Below are 18,063 nucleotides of genomic sequence, written 5' to 3' on the forward strand. Positions count from 1 at the left end.
CCGCAGGATGTTTCCGTACGCCCGGAAGCATCCCGGCCGGGCGGCACCGATTTCCCTCCGCAGGCTCATGCTCTAGGAGGCGGGACATGCCAGCCGCTCACCCGCCCGGAGACGAACTCCGCCGCTCCATCGTCGAGGCCTCGGCCCGGGTGATCGCCCTCGGGCTCAGCCAGGGCACCTCGGGCAACATCTCGGTCCGGTTCGGGGACGGCTTCCTGGTGACGCCCTCCGGGATCCCGCCCGAGGACCTCGCGCCCGAGCACATCGTCCCGATGGATTTCTCCGGGCGCCACGCGCATCCGCTCGCCCCCTCGTCCGAGTGGCGCTTCCACCGGGACATCCTCGCCAGCCGGCCCGAAATCGGCGCCGTGGTCCATGCCCATCCGCCCTATGCCACGGGCTTTGCGATCTGCGGGCGCGAGATCCCGGCCGTGCATTACATGATCGCGATGGCGGGCGGTCCGACCATCCGCTGCGCGCCCTACGCGCCTTACGGGACCGAGGCCCTGTCCGAGGCGGCGCTCGCCGCGCTCGAAGGGCGCAGCTGCTGCCTCCTGGCCAACCACGGCATGATCGCCACGGGGCCGGACCTCGCCAAGGCCCTCTGGCTCGCGGTCGAGGTCGAGGCCCTCTGCCGCCAATACGCGATCGCCCTGCAGGTCGGCACGCCCGTCCTCCTCGACGACGCTGAGATCGCGCGGACCGTGGAGCGGTTTAAATCCTACGGTCCCCGCCGGATCGACACGCCCGCCCCGGACGTCGCGGTCGGCCAAGAGGACCGGACCGGGCAAGCCTGAGGCGCGATGGCGCCGCAGATGGACGTTAGTAAAATTTCATTCACGTCCTATCAAAAGTTAATTTCACTGGCGGGCGAGCGCAGTTTTGAGACTTTCCAACGGGGCGGCATCATATTGCAGTCCCTGGAAACCTGACGCTCTCCACAGCTAATCGAATTATCGCGAGAATGTGATCTGCCGTTTGCTTCAATGCGGCGGCATCTGACGCAATCTTCCGGCGTTACCCGCACGCCGCGAAAACGCGCGTCTTGAGCCTCACCCGATCGATGTGGAGCACGGCACGGGAAGCACTCGCCGCAGGGTCAGGAGGCTCGCGATTCAATTCAAAGTTGTGAAAGTTCAGCAGCGCCTGTCATCAGACAGCCTATCGTAGAAGTCGCATTCGGGTCCCTGCGGACCATGCAACAGCGCCATCTGGTCGGGCACGAGCAAGGACGCTCCTCGGATTCCATTTCGTGAGACGGGAGCTTCTTCCATTCCGTCTGTCATACTCGCTTATTGACCAGTTGAATTTTTCCATAACTCTCGCCATTGATCTTGCATTGCCCTAAGAAATTTAGGACATCGTACGCACTCTCAAATCACCACCTTGTCGAGAGCCGCTCGCCCGGCGAGAGCCCAGCGCGGACTGACGGCCGGTACCTTCCTTCCACACAGGGGACGCTAATGACGGCGGAGAACAGCGGTTTGCCGGATTACATCGAGCTCGCCGCGGACATCGTTTCGGCTTTCGTGAGCAACAACTCCGTGCCCGTCACCGAATTGCCGGGCCTCATCGCGTCCGTGCACTCGACGCTGGGCCGGCTCTCGAACGGCCCCGTGGAGGAGAAGCCGGAGCCGCTGCAGCCGGCCGTGTCCGTGAAGCGCTCGATCACGCCCGACTACATCGTCTGCCTGGAGGACGGGAAGAAGTTCAAGTCGCTGAAGCGCCACCTGCGCACGCGCTACGACATGACGCCCGACCAGTATCGCCAGAAGTGGAATCTGCCGGCGGACTACCCGATGGTGGCGCCGAACTACGCGGCGGCCCGCTCGGAGCTCGCCAAGAACATGGGCCTCGGCCAGCAGCGGCGTAAGACGCGGGCCAAGTCCTCGGGCGAGACCAAGGCCGCGAGCGCGCCCCGCGGGCGACGCGCCAAGGCGGCCCCCGCCGAGGCGGAATCCTGAGCCCCCTCCCGGTCGCTCCGCGAAGCCGCGGGCGCCCGGGATATCCACAGGCCGATGGGGTGAAGACAGGCCCGATCCGAAGCCGTTAGAGATCGGGCAAGCGCCGCCCGGCAAGGCTCTGTCCCTGGCCACTCGGGCCGTGGGGAAGGGATCATGGCCGTCCGGCTCGCGGCACCGCTGTTCTGGACGGCCGTGATCGGCGGCTGCGCTGCGATCTGGCTCGGCCGGGCGGCCCTCGTCGCGGCCGGCCTCGTCGCCCTCCTCGTCCTGCTGCGGGTGCTCGACCGGCCTGCCCGGTTCCGGCGGCTGGTGCGCCGCGCGGCGCGCCGCCATGCCGCCACGCTGGCGCTCCGCCAGCGCCAGGAGAGCTTCGTCGACGCCTACGGCAATCTCGTCCGGGACGGCTGGCTGCGGGAGCGCGCGTACTTCGTCGAGCGCACGATCCTGCCCGAGATCGAGGCGCGGGGCTTCTCGGACTACGCCGAAGATCGGTTCGACGAGATGGTCGGGATCGTCGAGGCGGTGGCGGCCGAGGTCGACCTCCCCGACGAGACCGAGGCGCCCGACGACGGGATCGGCTACGAGCAGTTCTGCGCCGGCCGCCTGACGGAGGCGGGCTGGCGCGCCCACACCACGCGGACGAGCGGCGACCAGGGCGCCGACATCGTGGCCGAGCGCGACCGGGTGCGTCTCGTCGTCCAGTGCAAGCGCTACGGCAAGCCCGTGGGCAACGCCGCCGTGCAGGAGGTCGCGGCGGCCGCCCGCTACTGGTCGGGCGACATGGCCGCCGTGGTGACGAATGCCGGCTTCACCCCGGCCGCCCGCAAGCTCGCCGCCGCGACCGGCGTCCTCCTCCTCCACCACGACGACCTCGCGGATCTCCACCCGGTCCGGCAGGTCCGCAAGGCCCGCTGATCAGGGGGTCTCGCCGAGGGGCAGCCAGCGCCGCCCGTCGCGGGCGAGGAGGTCGTCGGCCTCGCTCGGCCCGTCCGTGCCCGCGGCGTAGAAGGCGACGTCCGCGTTCGCCCAGGCCTTCAGGAGCGGGTCGACCGCGGCCCAGCCGGCCTCGATGTTGTCGGCCCGCTGGAACAGGGTCGCGTCGCCGACCATGCAATCGTAGAGCAGGGTCTCGTAGCCGACATTCGGCTTCTCCTGGAAGAAGTCGCCGTAGCGGAAGCGCGTCGCGACGCTGCCGAGCTCCATCTTCGGCCCCGGCCGCTTCACGTTGAGGACGGTGCTCGACCCCTGCTCGGGGTCGATGGTGAGCCGCATCACGTTCGGCGCCAGTTCCGTCACCGCGGTCTCGCGGAACAGGTGGAAGGGCGGCGGCTTGAAGTGGATCGCGATCTCGGTGAGGCGGTCCGTCATGCGCTTGCCCGTACGCAGGTAGAAGGGCACCCCGGCCCAGCGCCAATTCTCGATTCCGAGCTTCAGGGCGACGTAGGTCTCGGTGTGGGAATCCTTGGCGACGTGCGGCTCGTCCCGGTAGCCGACCACCGGCCGGCCCTGCTCGGTCCCGGCCCGGTACTGGCCGCGGACCGCGTCGCCGGGCTCGATCGGGCGCACGGCCTCGGCGAGCTTCGCCTTCTCGGTCCGCACCGCCTCGGCGTCGAAGGAGTTCGGCGGCTCCATCGCCACCATGCAGAGGAGCTGGAACAGGTGGTTCGGCACCATGTCGCGGAGCGCGCCCGTGGGCTCGTAGAAGGCGCCGCGATCCTCGACGCCGATCGTCTCGGCGGCCGTGATCTGGACGTGGTCGACATATTCCCGCCGCCAGATCGGCTCCAGCATGCCGTTGGCGAAGCGCAGCGCCATCAGGCTCTGGACCGTCTCCTTGCCGAGGAAATGGTCGATCCGGAAGAACTGGCTCTCGTCGGCCTGTTTGAGGATCCGCGCGTTCAGCGCCTCGGCCGAGGCGAGGTCGGACCCGAACGGCTTCTCGATCACGACGCGGCGGAAGGCGCCCTCCTCCTGGGCGAGAAGCCCGGCCTGCCCGAGATGGTCGACGACCGGCCCGAAGAAGCGGGCGGCCACCGCGAGGTAGAACACGACGCTGCCCGCGATCCGGCCCTTCAGCGCGGCGTAGGCGGCCGGGTCCTCGAAGTCGCCCTTCAGGAAGTGGATGCGCTCGCGCACGAAGCCCCAGGCCTTCGGGTCGATCCGGTCGGCGTGGAACTCGGAGGTCTTGTCCTTCGTGAAGGAATCCATCGTCTCCGTGAGATCCGTGCGCAGGCCCTCGTCGGTGTTGTCGTTGTGGTCGATCCCGAGGATCTTGAACCCGTCGGCGAGGAGCCCCGCGCTCGACAGGTTGTAGAGGGCCGGCATCAGGAGACGTTTCGTCAGGTCGCCGGCCGCGCCGAAGATGACGAGGGTGCAGGGCGGAGCGGCCTGCGTGCCGCAGGCGGCGCGCCCGCTCGGGGTGACGGTGGGGTCCATCGGCAGGCTCCGGTGCGTGCCCGCCGGAAGCTCGGCCGGGGGCTCGCACGTCAAACGGGCGATCCGGGCCCCCGTTCCGGACCGGCGATGCCCGCGTACGGCGCTACTCGTCCGTCCGCACGGCCTGACCGCCCCGGTCGATCGGCAGGCGCGGGCCCTTCAGCTCAGGGCCGTCCGGCAGGCTGCGGACGTCCCAGCCGCCCCCGAGCGCCCGGATCAGCGACACCGCGGTGGTGAAGCGGTTGAGCCGCACCTGCAGCGCGGCGACCTCGTTGTTGAGGGCGAGGCTCTGCGCGGTCACGACGGTGGTGAAGTTCTGGGTGCCGGCGCGGTACTCGTTGAGGGTGATCTCGACGGCGCGCCGGGCCGAGGCGAGGGCCGCGTCCTGCGCCACCTGCTGCCGGGCGAGGATGCGCACGCCGGCCAAGCCGTTCTCGACCTCGCCGAAGGCGGTGAGCACCACCTGCCGGTAATTGGCCACGGCCCCGTCATAGGCCGCCCGCGCGCTCTGGAGGGCGGCGGCGCGGGCGCCCCCGTCGAACAGCACCTCGGTGCCGGCAGCGGCCACCGACCAGACCTGGTTCGCGGCCGAGAACAGGCCGTTGCGCGGGTCGCCGGAGATGCCGCCCGAGGCCGAGAGCGTGACGGTCGGGTAGAAGGCCGCGACCGCGACCCCGATCAGCTCGCTCTGCTGCTGCACGGCCCGCTCGGCCTGGGCGACGTCGGGGCGCCGCTCCAGGAGGTCGGAGGGGATGCCGACGGGCACGGCAGGCGGGCGGGCGGCGAGCGGGGCCACCGGGACCGAGACCTCGGAGGGCGGGCGCCCGACGAGGACCGCGATGGCGTGCTCGAAGGTCGCCCGCTGCAGCCCGACCGCGATGGCCGCGGCCTGCGTCGTCTGGACCTGCGTCTGGGCCGTGATCACGTCGGAGCGGGCGGCGACGCCCGCATTGTACTGGTTCTCGGTGATCGCGAGCGTCTTCTTGAAGTTCTCGACGTTCTCGTTGAGCACACGCTGCAGGGCATCGTTGTAGCGCAGTTGCAGGTAGTTCGTGACGAGCTCGGCCTGGACCGCGAGGCGGACGGCGCCGATCTGGGCGGCGTCGGCCTGGGCGGCGGCGACCTCGCTCTCGATGTTGCGCCGGATGCCGCCGAACAGGTCGAGCTCCCAGTTCGCCTGCCCCTGGAGCGAGACGTTGGTGCGCTCGACGCCCGCCGTGCGCACCCGGGTGATTGAGGGCGCGCCGATCACGGTCGGGTAGAGGGCGGCGCGGGCCTGCTCCACGAGGGCGCGGGCCTGCCGGTAGCCGGCCACCGCCTGCCGCAGGGTCTGGCTGTCGACGTCGACGAGGCGCACGAGCCGGTCGAGGGTGGGGTCCTTGAAGACCCGCCACCAGTCGCCGCGCTCGGCCCCGTCGTTCGGCTGGGCGAGGCGCCAGCCCTTCTTCGAGGCGACGTGCGCGGCGCTGTCCTCGCGCTGCCCACCCTCCTTGAAGCCGAGCGGCGTCTCGACGGAGGGCCGCGCGTAGTCCGGCCCGACCATGCAGCCGCCGAGGGCGGCGGCGAGGCTGGCCGCCGCCAGAAGGCTCGGAACCCGCATCACTCGGCGGCCGGAAGGGGGGCGGCGCCCGAGCCGCGGCGGCGGGACAGGACCCGATGGCGCAGCCGGTCGAGATACAGGTAGACGACGGGGGTCGTGTAGAGGGTCAGGATCTGGCTCACGATCAGGCCGCCGACGATCGCGATGCCGAGCGGCCGGCGCAGCTCCGAGCCCTCGCCGCCGGCGAGGATCAGAGGCGCCGCGCCCAGCAGCGCGGCCAGCGTTGTCATCATGATCGGCCGGAAGCGCAAGAGGCAGGCCTCGAAGATCGCGTCGCGCGGGGAGGCTCCGCGGGTGCGCTCCGCGTCGAGGGCGAAGTCGATCATCATGATGGCGTTCTTTTTCACGATGCCGATGAGCAGGAACACGGCGATGAGCGCGATCACCGTGAATTCGGTGCCCGAGACGAGGAGCGCGAGCAGCGCACCGATCCCGGCCGAGGGCAGGGTCGAGAGGATCGTGATCGGGTGCACGAAGCTCTCGTAGAGGATTCCGAGGATCGTGTAGACGGCCAGGATCGCGGCGAGGATCAGGAGCGGCTGGCGGGAGGCCGAAGCCTGGTAATTCTTGGCCGCGCCCGCGAACTCGCCGTGGATGGTGGCGGGCAGCCTGAGCGAGGCCATCGCCTCGTCGATCGCTGCGGTGGCGTCCGACAGGCTCTTGCCGCTGGCGAGGTTGAACGAGATCGTGGTCGCCACGAACAGGCCCTGGTGGCTCACCTGCACCGGCGCGTTGCCCGTCTCCAGCCGCGCGAAGGCCGAGAGCGGGATCATCGTCTCCTTGGCGCTCGAGACCGGCGCGCTCGAGGAGGCGCCGCCCTTGCCCGCCGCGATGGCGTTCGAGGCGGCGTTGCGGGCCGAGTCGCTCGCGATCGCCGCGGCCGTCGACGACGGGTCGGTCGCCGTGGTGTCGGTCGTGGCCGCAGCCCCCGTGCCGTTGGTGTTGGCGGTGCCGTTCGCGGCCACCGTGCCGGCCACGGCGTTCGTCGTCGCCGAGCCCCGCGCCTTCCCGCCCGACGTCGAGACGTAGATCATCTTGAGCGTCTCTGGGCTCTGCAGGTAGCGCGGCGCGATCTCCATCACGACGTGGTACTGGTTCAGCGGGTTGTAGATCGTCGAGACCTGCCGCTGGCCGAAGGCGTCGTAGAGGGTGTTGTCGATCTTGTCCGGCGTGATGCCGTAGCGGAAGGCGGTGGCCCGGTCGATCACGAGGCGGCTCTCCAGCCCGCCCTCCTGCTGGTCCGAGGTGACGTCGGCGAAGATCGGGTTCTTCTGGAGTGCGGCGAGGAGCTGGGGCGCGGCGGCGTAGAGCTCCTCCGCCGTGTCGCCCTGGAGCGTGTACTGGTACTGCGCGAAGCTCTGGCGCCCGCCCATCCGCAGGTCCTGGCGCGGGAACAGGAACAGGCGCGCGCCCGCCACCTGCGCGAGCTTCGGGCGCAGGCGGTTCATCACCTCGGAGATCGGCGGGCGCTCGGAGCGCGGCTTCAGGCTCACGAACACGTTGGCGGAGTTGGTGCCGCGCCCGCCCGTGAAGCCGACGACGTTGTCGACGGCGGGGTCCGCCTGCACGATCGCGGTGGCCTGCCGCAGCTTCTGCTCCATCGACTGGAAGGAGATGCGCTGGTCGGCCTGGATGCCGCCCATCATCTGCCCCGTATCCTGCTCGGGGAAGAAGCCCTTCGGCACGATGACGTAGAGGTAGACGTTCAGCCCGATCGTGGCGAAGAGCGAGAGGAGCACGAGGCGGCGGTGGCGGAGCGCCGCGTCGAGTGTCCGCTCGTAGGCCCGGTGCGTCCGGTCGAAGGCGCCCTCCAGCAGGCGGAACAGCAGGTTCGGGCGCTTGCGCGCCGCGCCGTGCGGCTCGGGCTTCAGGAGGCGGGCGCACATCATCGGCGTGGTGGTCAGCGACAGCACCAGCGAGATCAGGATCGCCAGCGACAGGGTCACGGCGAATTCCTGGAACAGGCGCCCGACGAGGCCGCCCATCAGCAGGATCGGCAGGAAGACCGCCACCAGCGACAGGCTCATCGAGATGACGGTGAAGCCGACCTCGCGGGCGCCGAGCAGCGCCGCCTCGAGGCGCGGCCTGCCCTGCTCGATGTGCCGCTGGATGTTCTCCAGGACGACGATGGCGTCGTCGACCACGAAGCCTGTCGCGATGATGAGCGCCATCAGGGACAGGATGTCGAGGGAATAGTCGAACAGGTACATCGCCGAGAAGGTGCCGACGATGGAGATCGGCACGGCGACCGCCGGGATCAGGGTCGCCCGCCCCGAGCGCAGGAACACGAACACCACGAACACGACGAGGCCGACGGCGATGAGGAGCGTCTCCTCGGTCTCGGCGAGCGAGGCGCGGATCGTGGCGCTGCGGTCGCCCGTGATGGTGAGGTCGATGTCGCCGGGCAGCGCCGCCTGCACTTGCGGGATCGCCGCCTTCACGCCCTTGATCGTCTCGACGACGTTCGAGCCCGGCTGCTTGTAGATGAACAGGATGACGCCGGGCTTGCCGTTGATGAGGCCGAGGTTGCGCCGGTCCTCGACCCCGTCGACCACCTGCCCGACATCGTTGAGGCGGACCCCCGCGCCGTTGCGGTAGGCCACGACGATGTCGCGGTAATCGGCCGCCGTGCGGCCCTGGTCGTTGGCGTAGAGCTGGTAGCGGCGCGTATCCGTCTCGATCGCGCCCTTCGGCGAGTTGGCGTTGGCCGAGGCGAGTGCCGCCCGGATGCCCTCGAGCCCGATCCCGTAGTGGAACAGCGCCGTCGGATCGAGCTCGACGCGCACGGCCGGCAGCGAGGAGCCGCCGATATCGACGTTCCCGACGCCCGGAAGCTGGGACATCTTCTGCTGCACGACGGTGGCGGCGGAATCGTAGAGCTGGCCCGGCGACAGGGTGTCGGAGGTCAGCCCAAGGATCAGGATCGGCGCGTCGGCCGGGTTGAACTTGCGGTAGGTCGGGTTGGTGCGCAGCGCCGTCGGCAGGTCGGCGCGGGCGGCGTTGATCGCCGCCTGCACGTCGCGCGCCGCCCCGTCGATGTTCCGGTTCAGGCCGAACAGCAGGACGATGCGCACCGTGCCGGTGGAGCTCGTCGAGGTCATCTCGTTGACGTCGGCGATGGCGCCGAGGCGGCGCTCGAGCGGTGCGGCGACCGTCGTCGCCATGGTCTCGGGCGAGGCGCCGGCCATCTGCGCCTGGACGAGGATGACGGGGAAGTCGACCTGCGGCAGCGGCGCGACGGGTAGCTTCAGGAAGGCGAAGATACCGGCGAGCAGCACCCCGATCGTCAGGAGCGTGGTGGCGACCGGGCGCCGGATGAACGGCTCGGAGACGTTCACGGCACCGCCTCGCCGGTCGGCGCGCCCCCCTCGCGGCGGCCCGTGACGCGCCGCTCCAGGCGGTCGAAGGCGAGGTAGATCACGGGCGTGGTGAAGAGCGTCAGCACCTGGCTGACGATGAGGCCGCCCGCGATGCAGATGCCGAGCGGCTGGCGCAGCTCCGAGCCGACGCCGGTGCCGAGGATGAGCGGGACCGCCGCGAAGAGGGCGGCGAGCGTCGTCATCAGGATCGGGCGGAAGCGCAGGAGGCAGGCCTCGAAGATCGCGTCCCGCGGGCTCATCCCCTCCTCGCGCTCGGCCTGGAGCGCGAAGTCGATCATCATGATCGCGTTCTTCTTCACGATCCCGATCAGGAGCACGATGCCGATGATCGCGATCACGTCGAGGGAGAGCCCGAACAGCATCAGCCCGAGGAGCGCCCCGATGCCCGCCGATGGCAGCGTCGAGAGGATCGTGATCGGATGGATGAAGCTCTCGTAGAGCACGCCCAGCACGATGTAGACGGTCACGATGGCGGCGAGCACGAGGAACAGCTCGTTGCCGAGCGCCGCCTGGAAGGCGAAGACCGAGCCCTGCGGCACGATGCGGAAGCTCGGCGGCAGGTCGATCTCCCGCCGGACCCCCTCGATCGCCTCGACGGCCTGGCCCAGCGCCGCGCCGGGGGCGAGGTTGAACGAGACGGTGGTGGCGGGGAACTGCCCGAGATGGCTGATCAGGAGCGGCGCCCGCCGCTCGCTGACGCGGGCCACGGCCGAGAGCGGCACCTGGCCGCTCGTCGCCGTCGAGGAGGGCAGGTAGATCGTGTTGAGGCTCTCGAGCGTCTTGTGGAGGTCGGGATCCGCCTCCAGGATCACCCGGTACTGGTTCGACTGGGTGAAGATCGTCGAGATGATGCGCTGGCCGAAGGCGTCGTAGAGGGCGTTGTCGATCGTGGCCGGCGTGATGCCGTAGCGGCCGGCCGTGGCCCGGTCGATCGTGATGTAGGCCGCGAGCCCGCTGCCCTGGAGATCGCTCGCCACGTCCGACAGGAGCGGCGAGCGCTGCAGCGCGGAGACGAAGCGGGGCACCCAGGTCTCGAACTCGTCGAGGTTCGGGTTCTCCAGGATCACTTGGTACTGCGTCGCCGAGACCGCGGTGTCGATGGTGAGGTCCTGCACCGGCTGCATGTAGAGGCGGATGCCCGGCACCTCGCCGGAGATGCGCTTCAGCCGGTCGATGACGGCGCTGGCCGAGGCCGTGCGCTCGTCGCGCGGCTTCAGGTTGATGAGGAAGCGGCCCGAATTCAGGGTGACGTTCTGCCCGTCGACCCCGATGAAGGAGGACAGGCTCGCCACCGCCGGGTCCTTCAGGATCAGGCCGGCCAGACGCTGCTGGCGCTCGGCCATCGCCGCGTAGGAGACCGTCTGGTCGGCCTGGGTGATGCCCTGGATCACGCCCGTGTCCTGCACGGGGAAGAAGCCCTTCGGGATCGCCACGAACAGGTAGCCGGTCAGCACCACCGTGCCGATCGTGACGAGGAGGGTGAGGCCCTGGTGGCGCAGCACCACCCGCAGCGCCCGCCCGTAGGCCGCGATGGTGCGGTCGATCGCGCCCCGGCCCATCCGTGACAGGACGCCCTCGCGGCGGGCCGCGTGCCCCTCCGGCGCGTGCTTGAGGAGGCGGGCGCAGAGCATCGGCACGAGGGTGAGGGAGACGACGCCCGAGATGATGATGGTGGCCGCGAGCGTGATCGCGAATTCGTGGAACAGGCGGCCCACCACGTCGCCCATGAACAGGAGCGGGATCAGCACGGCGATCAGCGAGACGGTGAGCGAGATGATGGTGAAGCCGATCTCGCGCGATCCCTTCAGCGCGGCTTCCAGGGGCGAGTCGCCGTCCTCGACGTGGCGGGCGATGTTCTCGATCACGACGATGGCGTCGTCCACGACGAAGCCCGTGGCGATGGTGAGCGCCATCAGCGACAGGTTGTCGAGGGAGAAGCCGTAGAGGTCCATGATCGCGAGCGCTCCGACGAGGGAGAGCGGCACGGACAGGCTGGGGATCAGCGTCGCCGACAGGCTTCGCAGGAACAGGAAGATCACCATCACCACGAGGGCGATGGCCAGCCCGAGCTCGAACTGCACGTCCTCGACGGAGGCGCGGATGGTGACCGTGCGGTCGGTCAGCGGCGTCACCGTGATGGCGGCGGGCAGCGTCGCCTGGAGCTGGGGCAGCAGCGCCTTGATCTTGTCGACCGTGGCGATGACGTTGGCGCCGGGCTGGCGCTGGATGTTGAGGATGACGGCGGGCGTCTCGTCCATCCAGGCGCCGAGCTTGGTGTTCTCCGGCCCGTCCACCACGTCGGCCACGTCCGAGAGGCGCACCGGCGCGCCGTTGCGGTAGGCGATGATCGCGTCCTTGTAGGTGTTCGGGTCGCGGATCTGATCGTTGGCGTTGATGGCGTAGGACTGGGTCGGGCCGTCGATCGTGCCCTTCGGCGTGTTGACGTTGAGGTTCGTGATCGTGGTGCGCAGGTCGTCGATGTTGAGGCCGTAGGCGGCGAGCGCCCGGGCGTTGAAGCGCACCCGCACGGCCGGGCGCTGGCCGCCGCCCATGCTGACGAGGCCGACGCCCGCGACCTGGGAGATCTTCTGCGCGAGCCGCGTCTCGGCGAGGTCGCGCACCTGCGTCAGCGCCAGCGTCTTCGAGGTCAGCGCCAGCGTCAGGATCGGCGCGTCGGCGGGGTTCACCTTGGCGTAGATCGGAGGCGCGGGCAGGTCCGAGGGCAGCAGATTGCCGGCCGCGTTGATCGCCGCCTGCACCTGCTGCTCGGCGATGTCGAGGGGCAGGTCGAGGCTGAACTGCAGGGTGATGACCGAGGCGCCGGCCGCGCTCTGGGAGGTCATCTGGTTGAGGTTGGCGAGCTGCCCGAACTGGCGCTCGAGCGGCGCCGTCACGGACGAGGTCATCACCTCGGGGCTCGCGCCCGGATAGAAGGTCTGCACTTGGATCGTCGGGTAATCGACCGACGGCAGGGCCGAGACCGGCAGGTTGAGATACGACACGAGGCCGACGATCAGGATCGCCAGCATCAGGAGCGTCGTCGCGACCGGCCGCAGGATGAAGATGCGGGACGGGTTCATGGCTGCACGCCCGCCGGAGCGATGCATGCACCCTCATCGCATCCACGACAGGCCCCCTCTCCCGAACGGGAGAGGTGGGCGACGCTCTCCGCAGGGTCGCTCACCCCGCTCACGGCGACGACCGCTGGCGGCGCTGGCGGCGGCCGGGCTCGGCCGGCGGCGCCTCGCCCGCGGCGGCGCCGTTCCCGGGGGCCTTGCCCTCCGCATTCGCCTCGCCGGCCGCAGGCCCGCCCGTGATGCGCACGCTGGCGCCGTCGCGCAGGCGGTCGGTGCCGTCGACGACGACCCGGTCGCCGACGGCGAGCCCCTCGGTCACCACCGTGCGCGGCCCGTCGCTCTCGCCGATCTTGACCGGCCGCACCACCACCTTGTCGTTCCCCTCCATCAGGTAGACGTAGGTGCCGGGCGTGCCCCGCAGGATCGCGCCGGTGGGCACGATGGGCGCGTCGCGCACGGTGTCGACCGTGAGCTTGGCGTTGACGAACTGGTTCGGGAACAGGGCCTCGTCGTCGTTCTGGAACAGGGCGCGCAGCTTCACCGTGCCCGTCGTCGTGTCGATCTGGTTGTCGACCGTGTCGAGGGTGCCGGTGGCGATCTCGTGGGCGTCGCCCCGGTCGTAGGCCCGCACGGCCAGCTTCGCGCCCGAGCGCACCCGCCGCATCACCCGCGCCACGTCGTCCTCGGGCAGGGTGAAGACCACCGAGATCGGGTGCAGCTGCGTGACGACGACGATCGCCGTGTTGGCGGCCGTGATGTAGTTGCCCTGGTCCACCTGCCGCAGGCCGACCCGCCCGTCGACCGGCGAGGTGATGCGCGTGTAGGCGATGTTGAGCTTCTGCTGGTCGACGAGGGCTTGGTCGGCCGCGACCGTGCCCTCGTTCTGCTTCACGAGGGCGCCCTGCGTGTCCACGTTCTGCTTCGAGATCGAATCCTGCTGCGCCAGGCGCTGGAAGCGGGCGAGGTCGAGCTTCGAGTTCTGCAGGAGCGCCTGATCGCGGGCGAGCTGGCCCTGGTACTGCGCCAGCAGCGCCTCGTAGGGGCGGGAATCGACCTGGGCGAGGAAATCGCCCTTCTTCACCATCTGGCCCTCGCGGTAGCCGATCTCGGTCAGGTAGCCGCTGATCTGCGAGCGCACGGTGACGGTGGCGAGCGGCGTCACGGTGCCGAGCCCCTGGAGCACCACGGGCATGTCGCCCTTCGTGACGGAGACGATGCCGACCGCCTGCGGCTGGTCGTGCCCGCGCCCGCCGCGGCCCGGGCCGCCCTTGCCCCGCCCCGCGCCGGGCTCGCCCGCGACGTCGGTCCGGGACTGGTCGTACCAGCGATGCGCGACCGCGCCCGCTCCGCCCAGGACGAGCAGCACCAGGAGCCAGCGGACGAGGCGGCTGCGGCGCCGGATGCGCGCGGGCGCCGCGGGATATTCGCGTGCCGTCTCCGTGCGGATGGGTGAGCTCTCGTTCATGCCCTGCGTGCTTGCTGCTGCGGTCTCCGGCCCCGTCCGCGGGCCGGCCTCGTCTCTGGCCTCTTCCCCGGCCGGGGTCGAGGGCGACGCCCCCTCGGTCTCGCGCTCTCCCGCTAGACGTCGTCGCGAACCATGAAGTGTACAGGATTTCGGCAGATGTTCCGGTGGGCCACGTCCCTATGTCGCACGGCCCCGGCGCGCGCGGCCGCACCCGGCCGGAATCCGTGCCCGGCCAATGTGCCACGAGTACGGCGCGCAGGTTTCCGGCGTATTGCTGGAAAGCCCTGCGCCCACAGGCGCTCCCGACCCGGGACGGGTCCTGCGCTCGGGTCAGGCGGTGCGGAGAGGGAGGTCGGCCGGGGCCGGGCGCGCATTCGGCGGCCCGCGAGGCGGAGGGGCGCCCGCGGAGCCGCACGAAGCGGACCGCCAAGGTCTTGGCGGCTCGATCCACGACCGGAGCGGTGCACCGCGTGTCCGAAACGAGGGGGCGGAGTTTCGTCCCCGCGATCACCGCTCCAGCCGTGTGCCCAAGAGGTACCTCACGGCTGATGATTGTCAATAATCGTCAGCTGCCAAAGGCTCCCGACCGGCGGATCCGCGGCCGGCGACGTGCCGTTGCGCACGTTTCGCCGCGGCTCGCGCCCATGCTAGAGCAGCCGCAACCGGGCGCCCGGAAGCCGATGCGCCCGACCTCCGACCGGGATGGCATGAACCCCGTCTTCGCCGATCTTCCGACCTCCGTCTTCGAGACGATGTCCCGTCTCGCCCGCGAGCACGGGGCGATCAATCTCGGGCAGGGGTTTCCCGACGATCCCGGCCCGGCCGACATCCGCGAGCGGGGGGCACGGGCCCTGGTCGACGGGTTCAACCAATATCCGCCGATGATGGGGCTGCCCGCCCTTCGCGAGGCCATCGCGGCCCATTACGCCCGCCATCAGGGGCTCGACCTCGATCCCGCCACCGAGGTGATGGTGACCTCGGGCGCCACCGAGGCGCTGGCCGGCGCGCTGCTGGCGCTGATCGAGCCCGGTGACGAGGTGGTGCTGTTCGCCCCCCTCTACGACGCCTACCTCCCGCTCGTGCGCCGGGCCGGCGGCGTGCCCCGCATCGTGACGCTGCGCCCGCCCGCCTTCGGGCTCGACGCGGATGCGCTCGCTGCGGCCTTCGGCCCCCGTACCAAGGCCGTGCTCCTCAACAACCCGCTCAACCCGAGCGCCACGATGTTCTCCCGCGCGGATCTCGAGCTCCTCGCGGGCTTCTGCCGGCGCCACGACGCGGTCGCGATCTGCGACGAGGTCTGGGAGCACGTCGTCTTCGACGGGCGCGCGCACATCCCTCTCATCGGTCTTCCCGGCATGCGGGAGCGCACGGTGAAGATCGGCTCGGCGGGCAAGATCTTCAGCCTGACGGGCTGGAAGGTGGGCTTCGTGATGGCGGCCCCGCCACTGATGCGGGTGCTCGCCAAGGCGCATCAGTACCTCACCTTCACGACGCCGCCGAACCTGCAGGAGGCGGTGGCCTACGGCCTCGCCAAGGACGAGGCCTACTTCACCGGCATGCGCCGGGACTTCGCCCGCTCGCGCGACCGCCTCGCGGACGGATTGGGGAGCCTCGGCCTCACCGTGCTCCCGAGCGCGGCGACCTACTTCCTCAACGTCGACGTGGCGCCCCTCGGAATCGCCGACGACGTGGCCTTCTGCGAGACCCTGGTGCGCCGGCACGGGGTCGCCTCCATTCCCGTGAGCGCCTTCTACGCGGAGGATCCCGTGCGCAACCTCGTGCGCCTGTGCTTCGCCAAGAGCGACGCGACGATCGACGCGGCCCTCGAGCGCCTGGGCCGGCTCGCCCGGAGGGCGGCGTGAGGGGGTCTGCCGGAGGTCCCGCGAGCGATCGCGCGGGCGCGCGCCTCGTGCATCTTGCCGTGCGCCTCGCCGTGCGTCTTGCCGTGGCCGGGGAGCGGGGCCACATCAGCCCCCATGAGCACCTCCGAGATGCCCAACTCCGAGCCCTTTCGCGCCTTCCCGCGGGACTCCGCGACGGCCTTCGGCCAGAGCCCCGGCGCCAGCCCGCCCTTCCGCTTCACGGACACGAGCCGGGAGGCGAGCCTCGCACGCCTGGAGAAGCTGGCCTACCTCCTCGATTCCGCCTTCCTGATCCCCGGCCTCAACCGGCGCGTCGGGCTCGAGGCCGTGATCGGGCTCGTGCCGGTGATCGGCGACATCGCGGGCGTGGCGCTCTCCTCCTACATCCTTTACGAGGCCAAGCGCCTCGGGGTGCCGCGCTGGGTGCTGGCCCGGATGGCGCTGAACGTCGCCTTCGACGGCGCGGTGGGCGTGGTACCGCTGGCGGGCGACCTGTTCGACGCGGCCTTCAAGGCCAACCGCCGCAACGTGCGCCTGCTGCGCAAGCACCTGGAGCGCAGCGGCGCCGTGCGCCCGAACGAGATCGACGGAACGGCGACGCGCCTCGACTGATGCGGGCCGCATGGCCCCGGGAGATCGGCCGGTGAACGAGCTCGCCCCTCCCCCGACCGGCGCGGCCGTCGCGCCCCCCGTTCCCGGGGCTCAACCGATCGTCGCCATGCCGGTCACGCGGCGCGGCCTCTCGCCCCTGAACCGGCGGCGGCTCGCCAATTTCCGGCGCAACCGCCTCGGCTTCTGGTCCTTCGCGATCTTCCTCGGATTGTTCGTCGCCAGCCTGTTCGCGGAGGTCATCGCCAACGACAAGCCGATCGTCGTCTCCTACAAGGGCGAGATCCTGTTTCCCGTCCTGATCGACTATCCGGACGAGAAGTTCGGCGGCTTCCTCGCGCGGACCGACTACCGCTCGCAGGAGACCCGCAAGGAGATCGCCGAGAACGGCTGGGCGGTCTGGCCGCCGATCCCGTATTCCTACGACACCATCCTCACCGGCCTGCCGACCCCCTCCCCCTCGCCCCCCACCTGGATGCTCACGGACGAGCAGTGCCGGCCGGTGGCCGAGAAGACCGGCGGCACGGGCTGCCGGGACATCGAGTGGCACTGGCTCGGGACCGACAACACCACGCGCGACGTGCTGGCGCGGATCATCTACGGCTTCCGGATCTCGGTGCTGTTCGGGCTGATCCTCGCCCTGATCTCGTCGGTGATCGGCGTGGTGGCGGGCGCGGTGCAGGGCTATTTCGGCGGCTGGGTCGATCTCGCCTTCCAGCGCTTCATCGAGGTCTGGAGCGGCATCCCGACCCTCTACCTCATCATCATCATCTCGGCCTTCATCGCGCCGGGCTTCTTCGTGCTGCTCGGCATTCTGCTGCTGTTCTCCTGGGTGGCGCTCGTCGGCGTGGTCCGCGCCGAGTTCCTGCGCGCGCGCAATTTCGAGTACGTGCGAGCGGCCCGCGCGCTCGGCCTCTCGAACCTGCGCATCATGGCCGTGCACCTCCTGCCGAACGCCATGGTGGCGACGCTGACCTTCCTGCCGTTCATCCTGAACGGCTCGATCACGACGCTGACCTCGCTCGACTTCCTCGGCTTCGGCCTGCCGCCGGGCTCACCCTCCCTCGGGGAGTTGCTCGCCCAGGGCAAGGACAACATTCAGGCGCCCTGGCTCGGGCTTACGGGCTTTGCCGTTGTCGCGACGATGCTGAGCCTGCTGATCTTCGCCGGCGAAGCGGTCCGCGACGCCTTCGACCCGCGCAAGACCTTCTCGTGAGGGCGCTCTGACCGATCCCGGCCGTGCCGCGGGGCGAGCCGCAGCACGGGCAGGCGTCGCGGATCCTCAGCGGCCGCTGCCGCCGCCGCCGCCGGCGCTGTTCGAGGTGGGCTTGTTGTTCTCCTCCGCATTGCCGGAGGCGGCCGACGAGCTGTTCGGGTCGCGGCCCTGCGACAGGGCGGGCGTTGCCAGAACCGGCGCGGCGACGAGCAGGGCGAGCACGCCCGCGGCGATGGACTTCCTCATGGGCACTTCCTCGTGGCGCCCCGGCCCGCGCGAACGCGCAGGACCCGTTGCAGGGCGCGCCAACACAACCGATGATTTAATTCTTGGTTGCGTTCGCACCATCGGGGCGGCGCGACGGCGGGCGGCGTGCCATCGCGCGTGAAGGCGGCCTCGAAGGCATCCCTGTCCGTGTCGGCCCGGACCGTGCCCGGGTGAGGGCCGCGCCGTC

The 18,063-nt window shown here is 70.3% G+C and carries 12 protein-coding genes; 6 read left to right on the forward strand and 6 right to left on the reverse strand.

Annotated features, from left to right (window positions below):
- Positions 1-86 precede the first annotated feature (86 nt).
- The 3 genes from J2X36_RS00285 to J2X36_RS00295 all read left to right on the forward strand — a co-directional run bounded on the left by J2X36_RS00285 (position 87) and on the right by J2X36_RS00295 (position 2,879).
- Entirely contained in the window at positions 87-797 is a 711-nt protein-coding gene (locus tag J2X36_RS00285; protein WP_310344573.1) for a class II aldolase/adducin family protein, read from the forward strand.
- A 666-nt stretch (positions 798-1,463) separates the two neighbouring features.
- Positions 1,464-1,964 (forward strand): MucR family transcriptional regulator, encoded by a 501-nt coding sequence (locus J2X36_RS00290; RefSeq protein ID WP_310344576.1) that lies wholly within the window; start codon positions 1,464-1,466, stop codon positions 1,962-1,964.
- 153 nt (positions 1,965-2,117) lie between these two features.
- Complete coding sequence (locus tag J2X36_RS00295; RefSeq protein WP_310344578.1) at positions 2,118-2,879, forward strand: restriction endonuclease; 762 nt, start codon at positions 2,118-2,120, stop codon at positions 2,877-2,879.
- On the opposite strand, the gene zwf is transcribed toward J2X36_RS00295, so the two are convergent.
- From zwf to J2X36_RS00320, 5 genes are all read right to left on the reverse strand, one after another.
- The gene (zwf, locus tag J2X36_RS00300; RefSeq protein ID WP_310344581.1) at positions 2,880-4,400 is read right to left on the reverse strand and encodes a glucose-6-phosphate dehydrogenase; all 1,521 of its coding nucleotides are present in this window, start codon (positions 4,398-4,400) and stop codon (positions 2,880-2,882) included.
- 103 nt (positions 4,401-4,503) lie between these two features.
- Positions 4,504-6,000 (reverse strand): efflux transporter outer membrane subunit, encoded by a 1,497-nt coding sequence (locus tag J2X36_RS00305; RefSeq protein ID WP_310344583.1) that lies wholly within the window; start codon positions 5,998-6,000, stop codon positions 4,504-4,506.
- The gene (locus J2X36_RS00310) at positions 6,000-9,338 is read right to left on the reverse strand and encodes an efflux RND transporter permease subunit (RefSeq protein WP_310344585.1); all 3,339 of its coding nucleotides are present in this window, start codon (positions 9,336-9,338) and stop codon (positions 6,000-6,002) included. The genes J2X36_RS00305 and J2X36_RS00310 overlap by 1 nt, the downstream gene beginning before the upstream one ends.
- Positions 9,335-12,460 (reverse strand): MdtB/MuxB family multidrug efflux RND transporter permease subunit, encoded by a 3,126-nt coding sequence (locus tag J2X36_RS00315; protein ID WP_310345524.1) that lies wholly within the window; start codon positions 12,458-12,460, stop codon positions 9,335-9,337. The genes J2X36_RS00310 and J2X36_RS00315 overlap by 4 nt, the downstream gene beginning before the upstream one ends.
- A 109-nt stretch (positions 12,461-12,569) precedes the next feature.
- Positions 12,570-13,922, reverse strand: a complete 1,353-nt coding sequence (locus J2X36_RS00320) for an MdtA/MuxA family multidrug efflux RND transporter periplasmic adaptor subunit (protein WP_132254530.1) — start codon at positions 13,920-13,922, stop codon at positions 12,570-12,572.
- A 707-nt stretch (positions 13,923-14,629) separates the two neighbouring features.
- Between J2X36_RS00320 and J2X36_RS00325 the strand changes: the two genes are divergently transcribed.
- From J2X36_RS00325 to J2X36_RS00335, 3 genes are all read left to right on the forward strand, one after another.
- The gene (locus J2X36_RS00325) at positions 14,630-15,784 is read left to right on the forward strand and encodes an aminotransferase (RefSeq protein WP_310345527.1); all 1,155 of its coding nucleotides are present in this window, start codon (positions 14,630-14,632) and stop codon (positions 15,782-15,784) included.
- A gap of 129 nt (positions 15,785-15,913) precedes the next feature.
- Positions 15,914-16,396 (forward strand): DUF4112 domain-containing protein, encoded by a 483-nt coding sequence (locus tag J2X36_RS00330; RefSeq protein WP_132254529.1) that lies wholly within the window; start codon positions 15,914-15,916, stop codon positions 16,394-16,396.
- 31 nt (positions 16,397-16,427) lie between these two features.
- Entirely contained in the window at positions 16,428-17,609 is a 1,182-nt protein-coding gene (locus J2X36_RS00335) for an ABC transporter permease (protein WP_405029700.1), read from the forward strand.
- 66 nt (positions 17,610-17,675) lie between these two features.
- Here J2X36_RS00335 and J2X36_RS00340 read toward each other — a convergent pair whose 3' ends face one another.
- Positions 17,676-17,855: a hypothetical protein gene (locus tag J2X36_RS00340; RefSeq protein ID WP_132254528.1), complete on the reverse strand. Its 180-nt coding sequence runs from the start codon at positions 17,853-17,855 to the stop codon at positions 17,676-17,678.
- Positions 17,856-18,063: the final 208 nt, after the last annotated feature.

This window comes from Methylobacterium sp. BE186 (assembly GCF_031457035.1).
GTDB lineage: Bacteria > Pseudomonadota > Alphaproteobacteria > Rhizobiales > Beijerinckiaceae > Methylobacterium > Methylobacterium segetis.

Excerpts from the sequence above, each read along its gene's own strand:
- J2X36_RS00290 (WP_310344576.1), top strand. The coding sequence starts at position 1,464 with ATGACGGCGGAGAACAGCGGTTTGCCGGATTACATCGAGCTCGCCGCG.
- J2X36_RS00330 (WP_132254529.1), top strand. The coding sequence starts at position 15,914 with ATGCCCAACTCCGAGCCCTTTCGCGCCTTCCCGCGGGACTCCGCGACG.
- J2X36_RS00285 (WP_310344573.1), top strand. The coding sequence starts at position 87 with ATGCCAGCCGCTCACCCGCCCGGAGACGAACTCCGCCGCTCCATCGTC.
- J2X36_RS00325 (WP_310345527.1), top strand. The coding sequence starts at position 14,630 with ATGAACCCCGTCTTCGCCGATCTTCCGACCTCCGTCTTCGAGACGATG.
- J2X36_RS00320 (WP_132254530.1), bottom strand. The coding sequence starts at position 13,922 with ATGAACGAGAGCTCACCCATCCGCACGGAGACGGCACGCGAATATCCC.
- J2X36_RS00295 (WP_310344578.1), top strand. The coding sequence starts at position 2,118 with ATGGCCGTCCGGCTCGCGGCACCGCTGTTCTGGACGGCCGTGATCGGC.
- J2X36_RS00340 (WP_132254528.1), bottom strand. The coding sequence starts at position 17,855 with ATGAGGAAGTCCATCGCCGCGGGCGTGCTCGCCCTGCTCGTCGCCGCG.
- J2X36_RS00315 (WP_310345524.1), bottom strand. The coding sequence starts at position 12,460 with ATGAACCCGTCCCGCATCTTCATCCTGCGGCCGGTCGCGACGACGCTC.
- J2X36_RS00305 (WP_310344583.1), bottom strand. The coding sequence starts at position 6,000 with ATGCGGGTTCCGAGCCTTCTGGCGGCGGCCAGCCTCGCCGCCGCCCTC.
- zwf (WP_310344581.1), bottom strand. The coding sequence starts at position 4,400 with ATGGACCCCACCGTCACCCCGAGCGGGCGCGCCGCCTGCGGCACGCAG.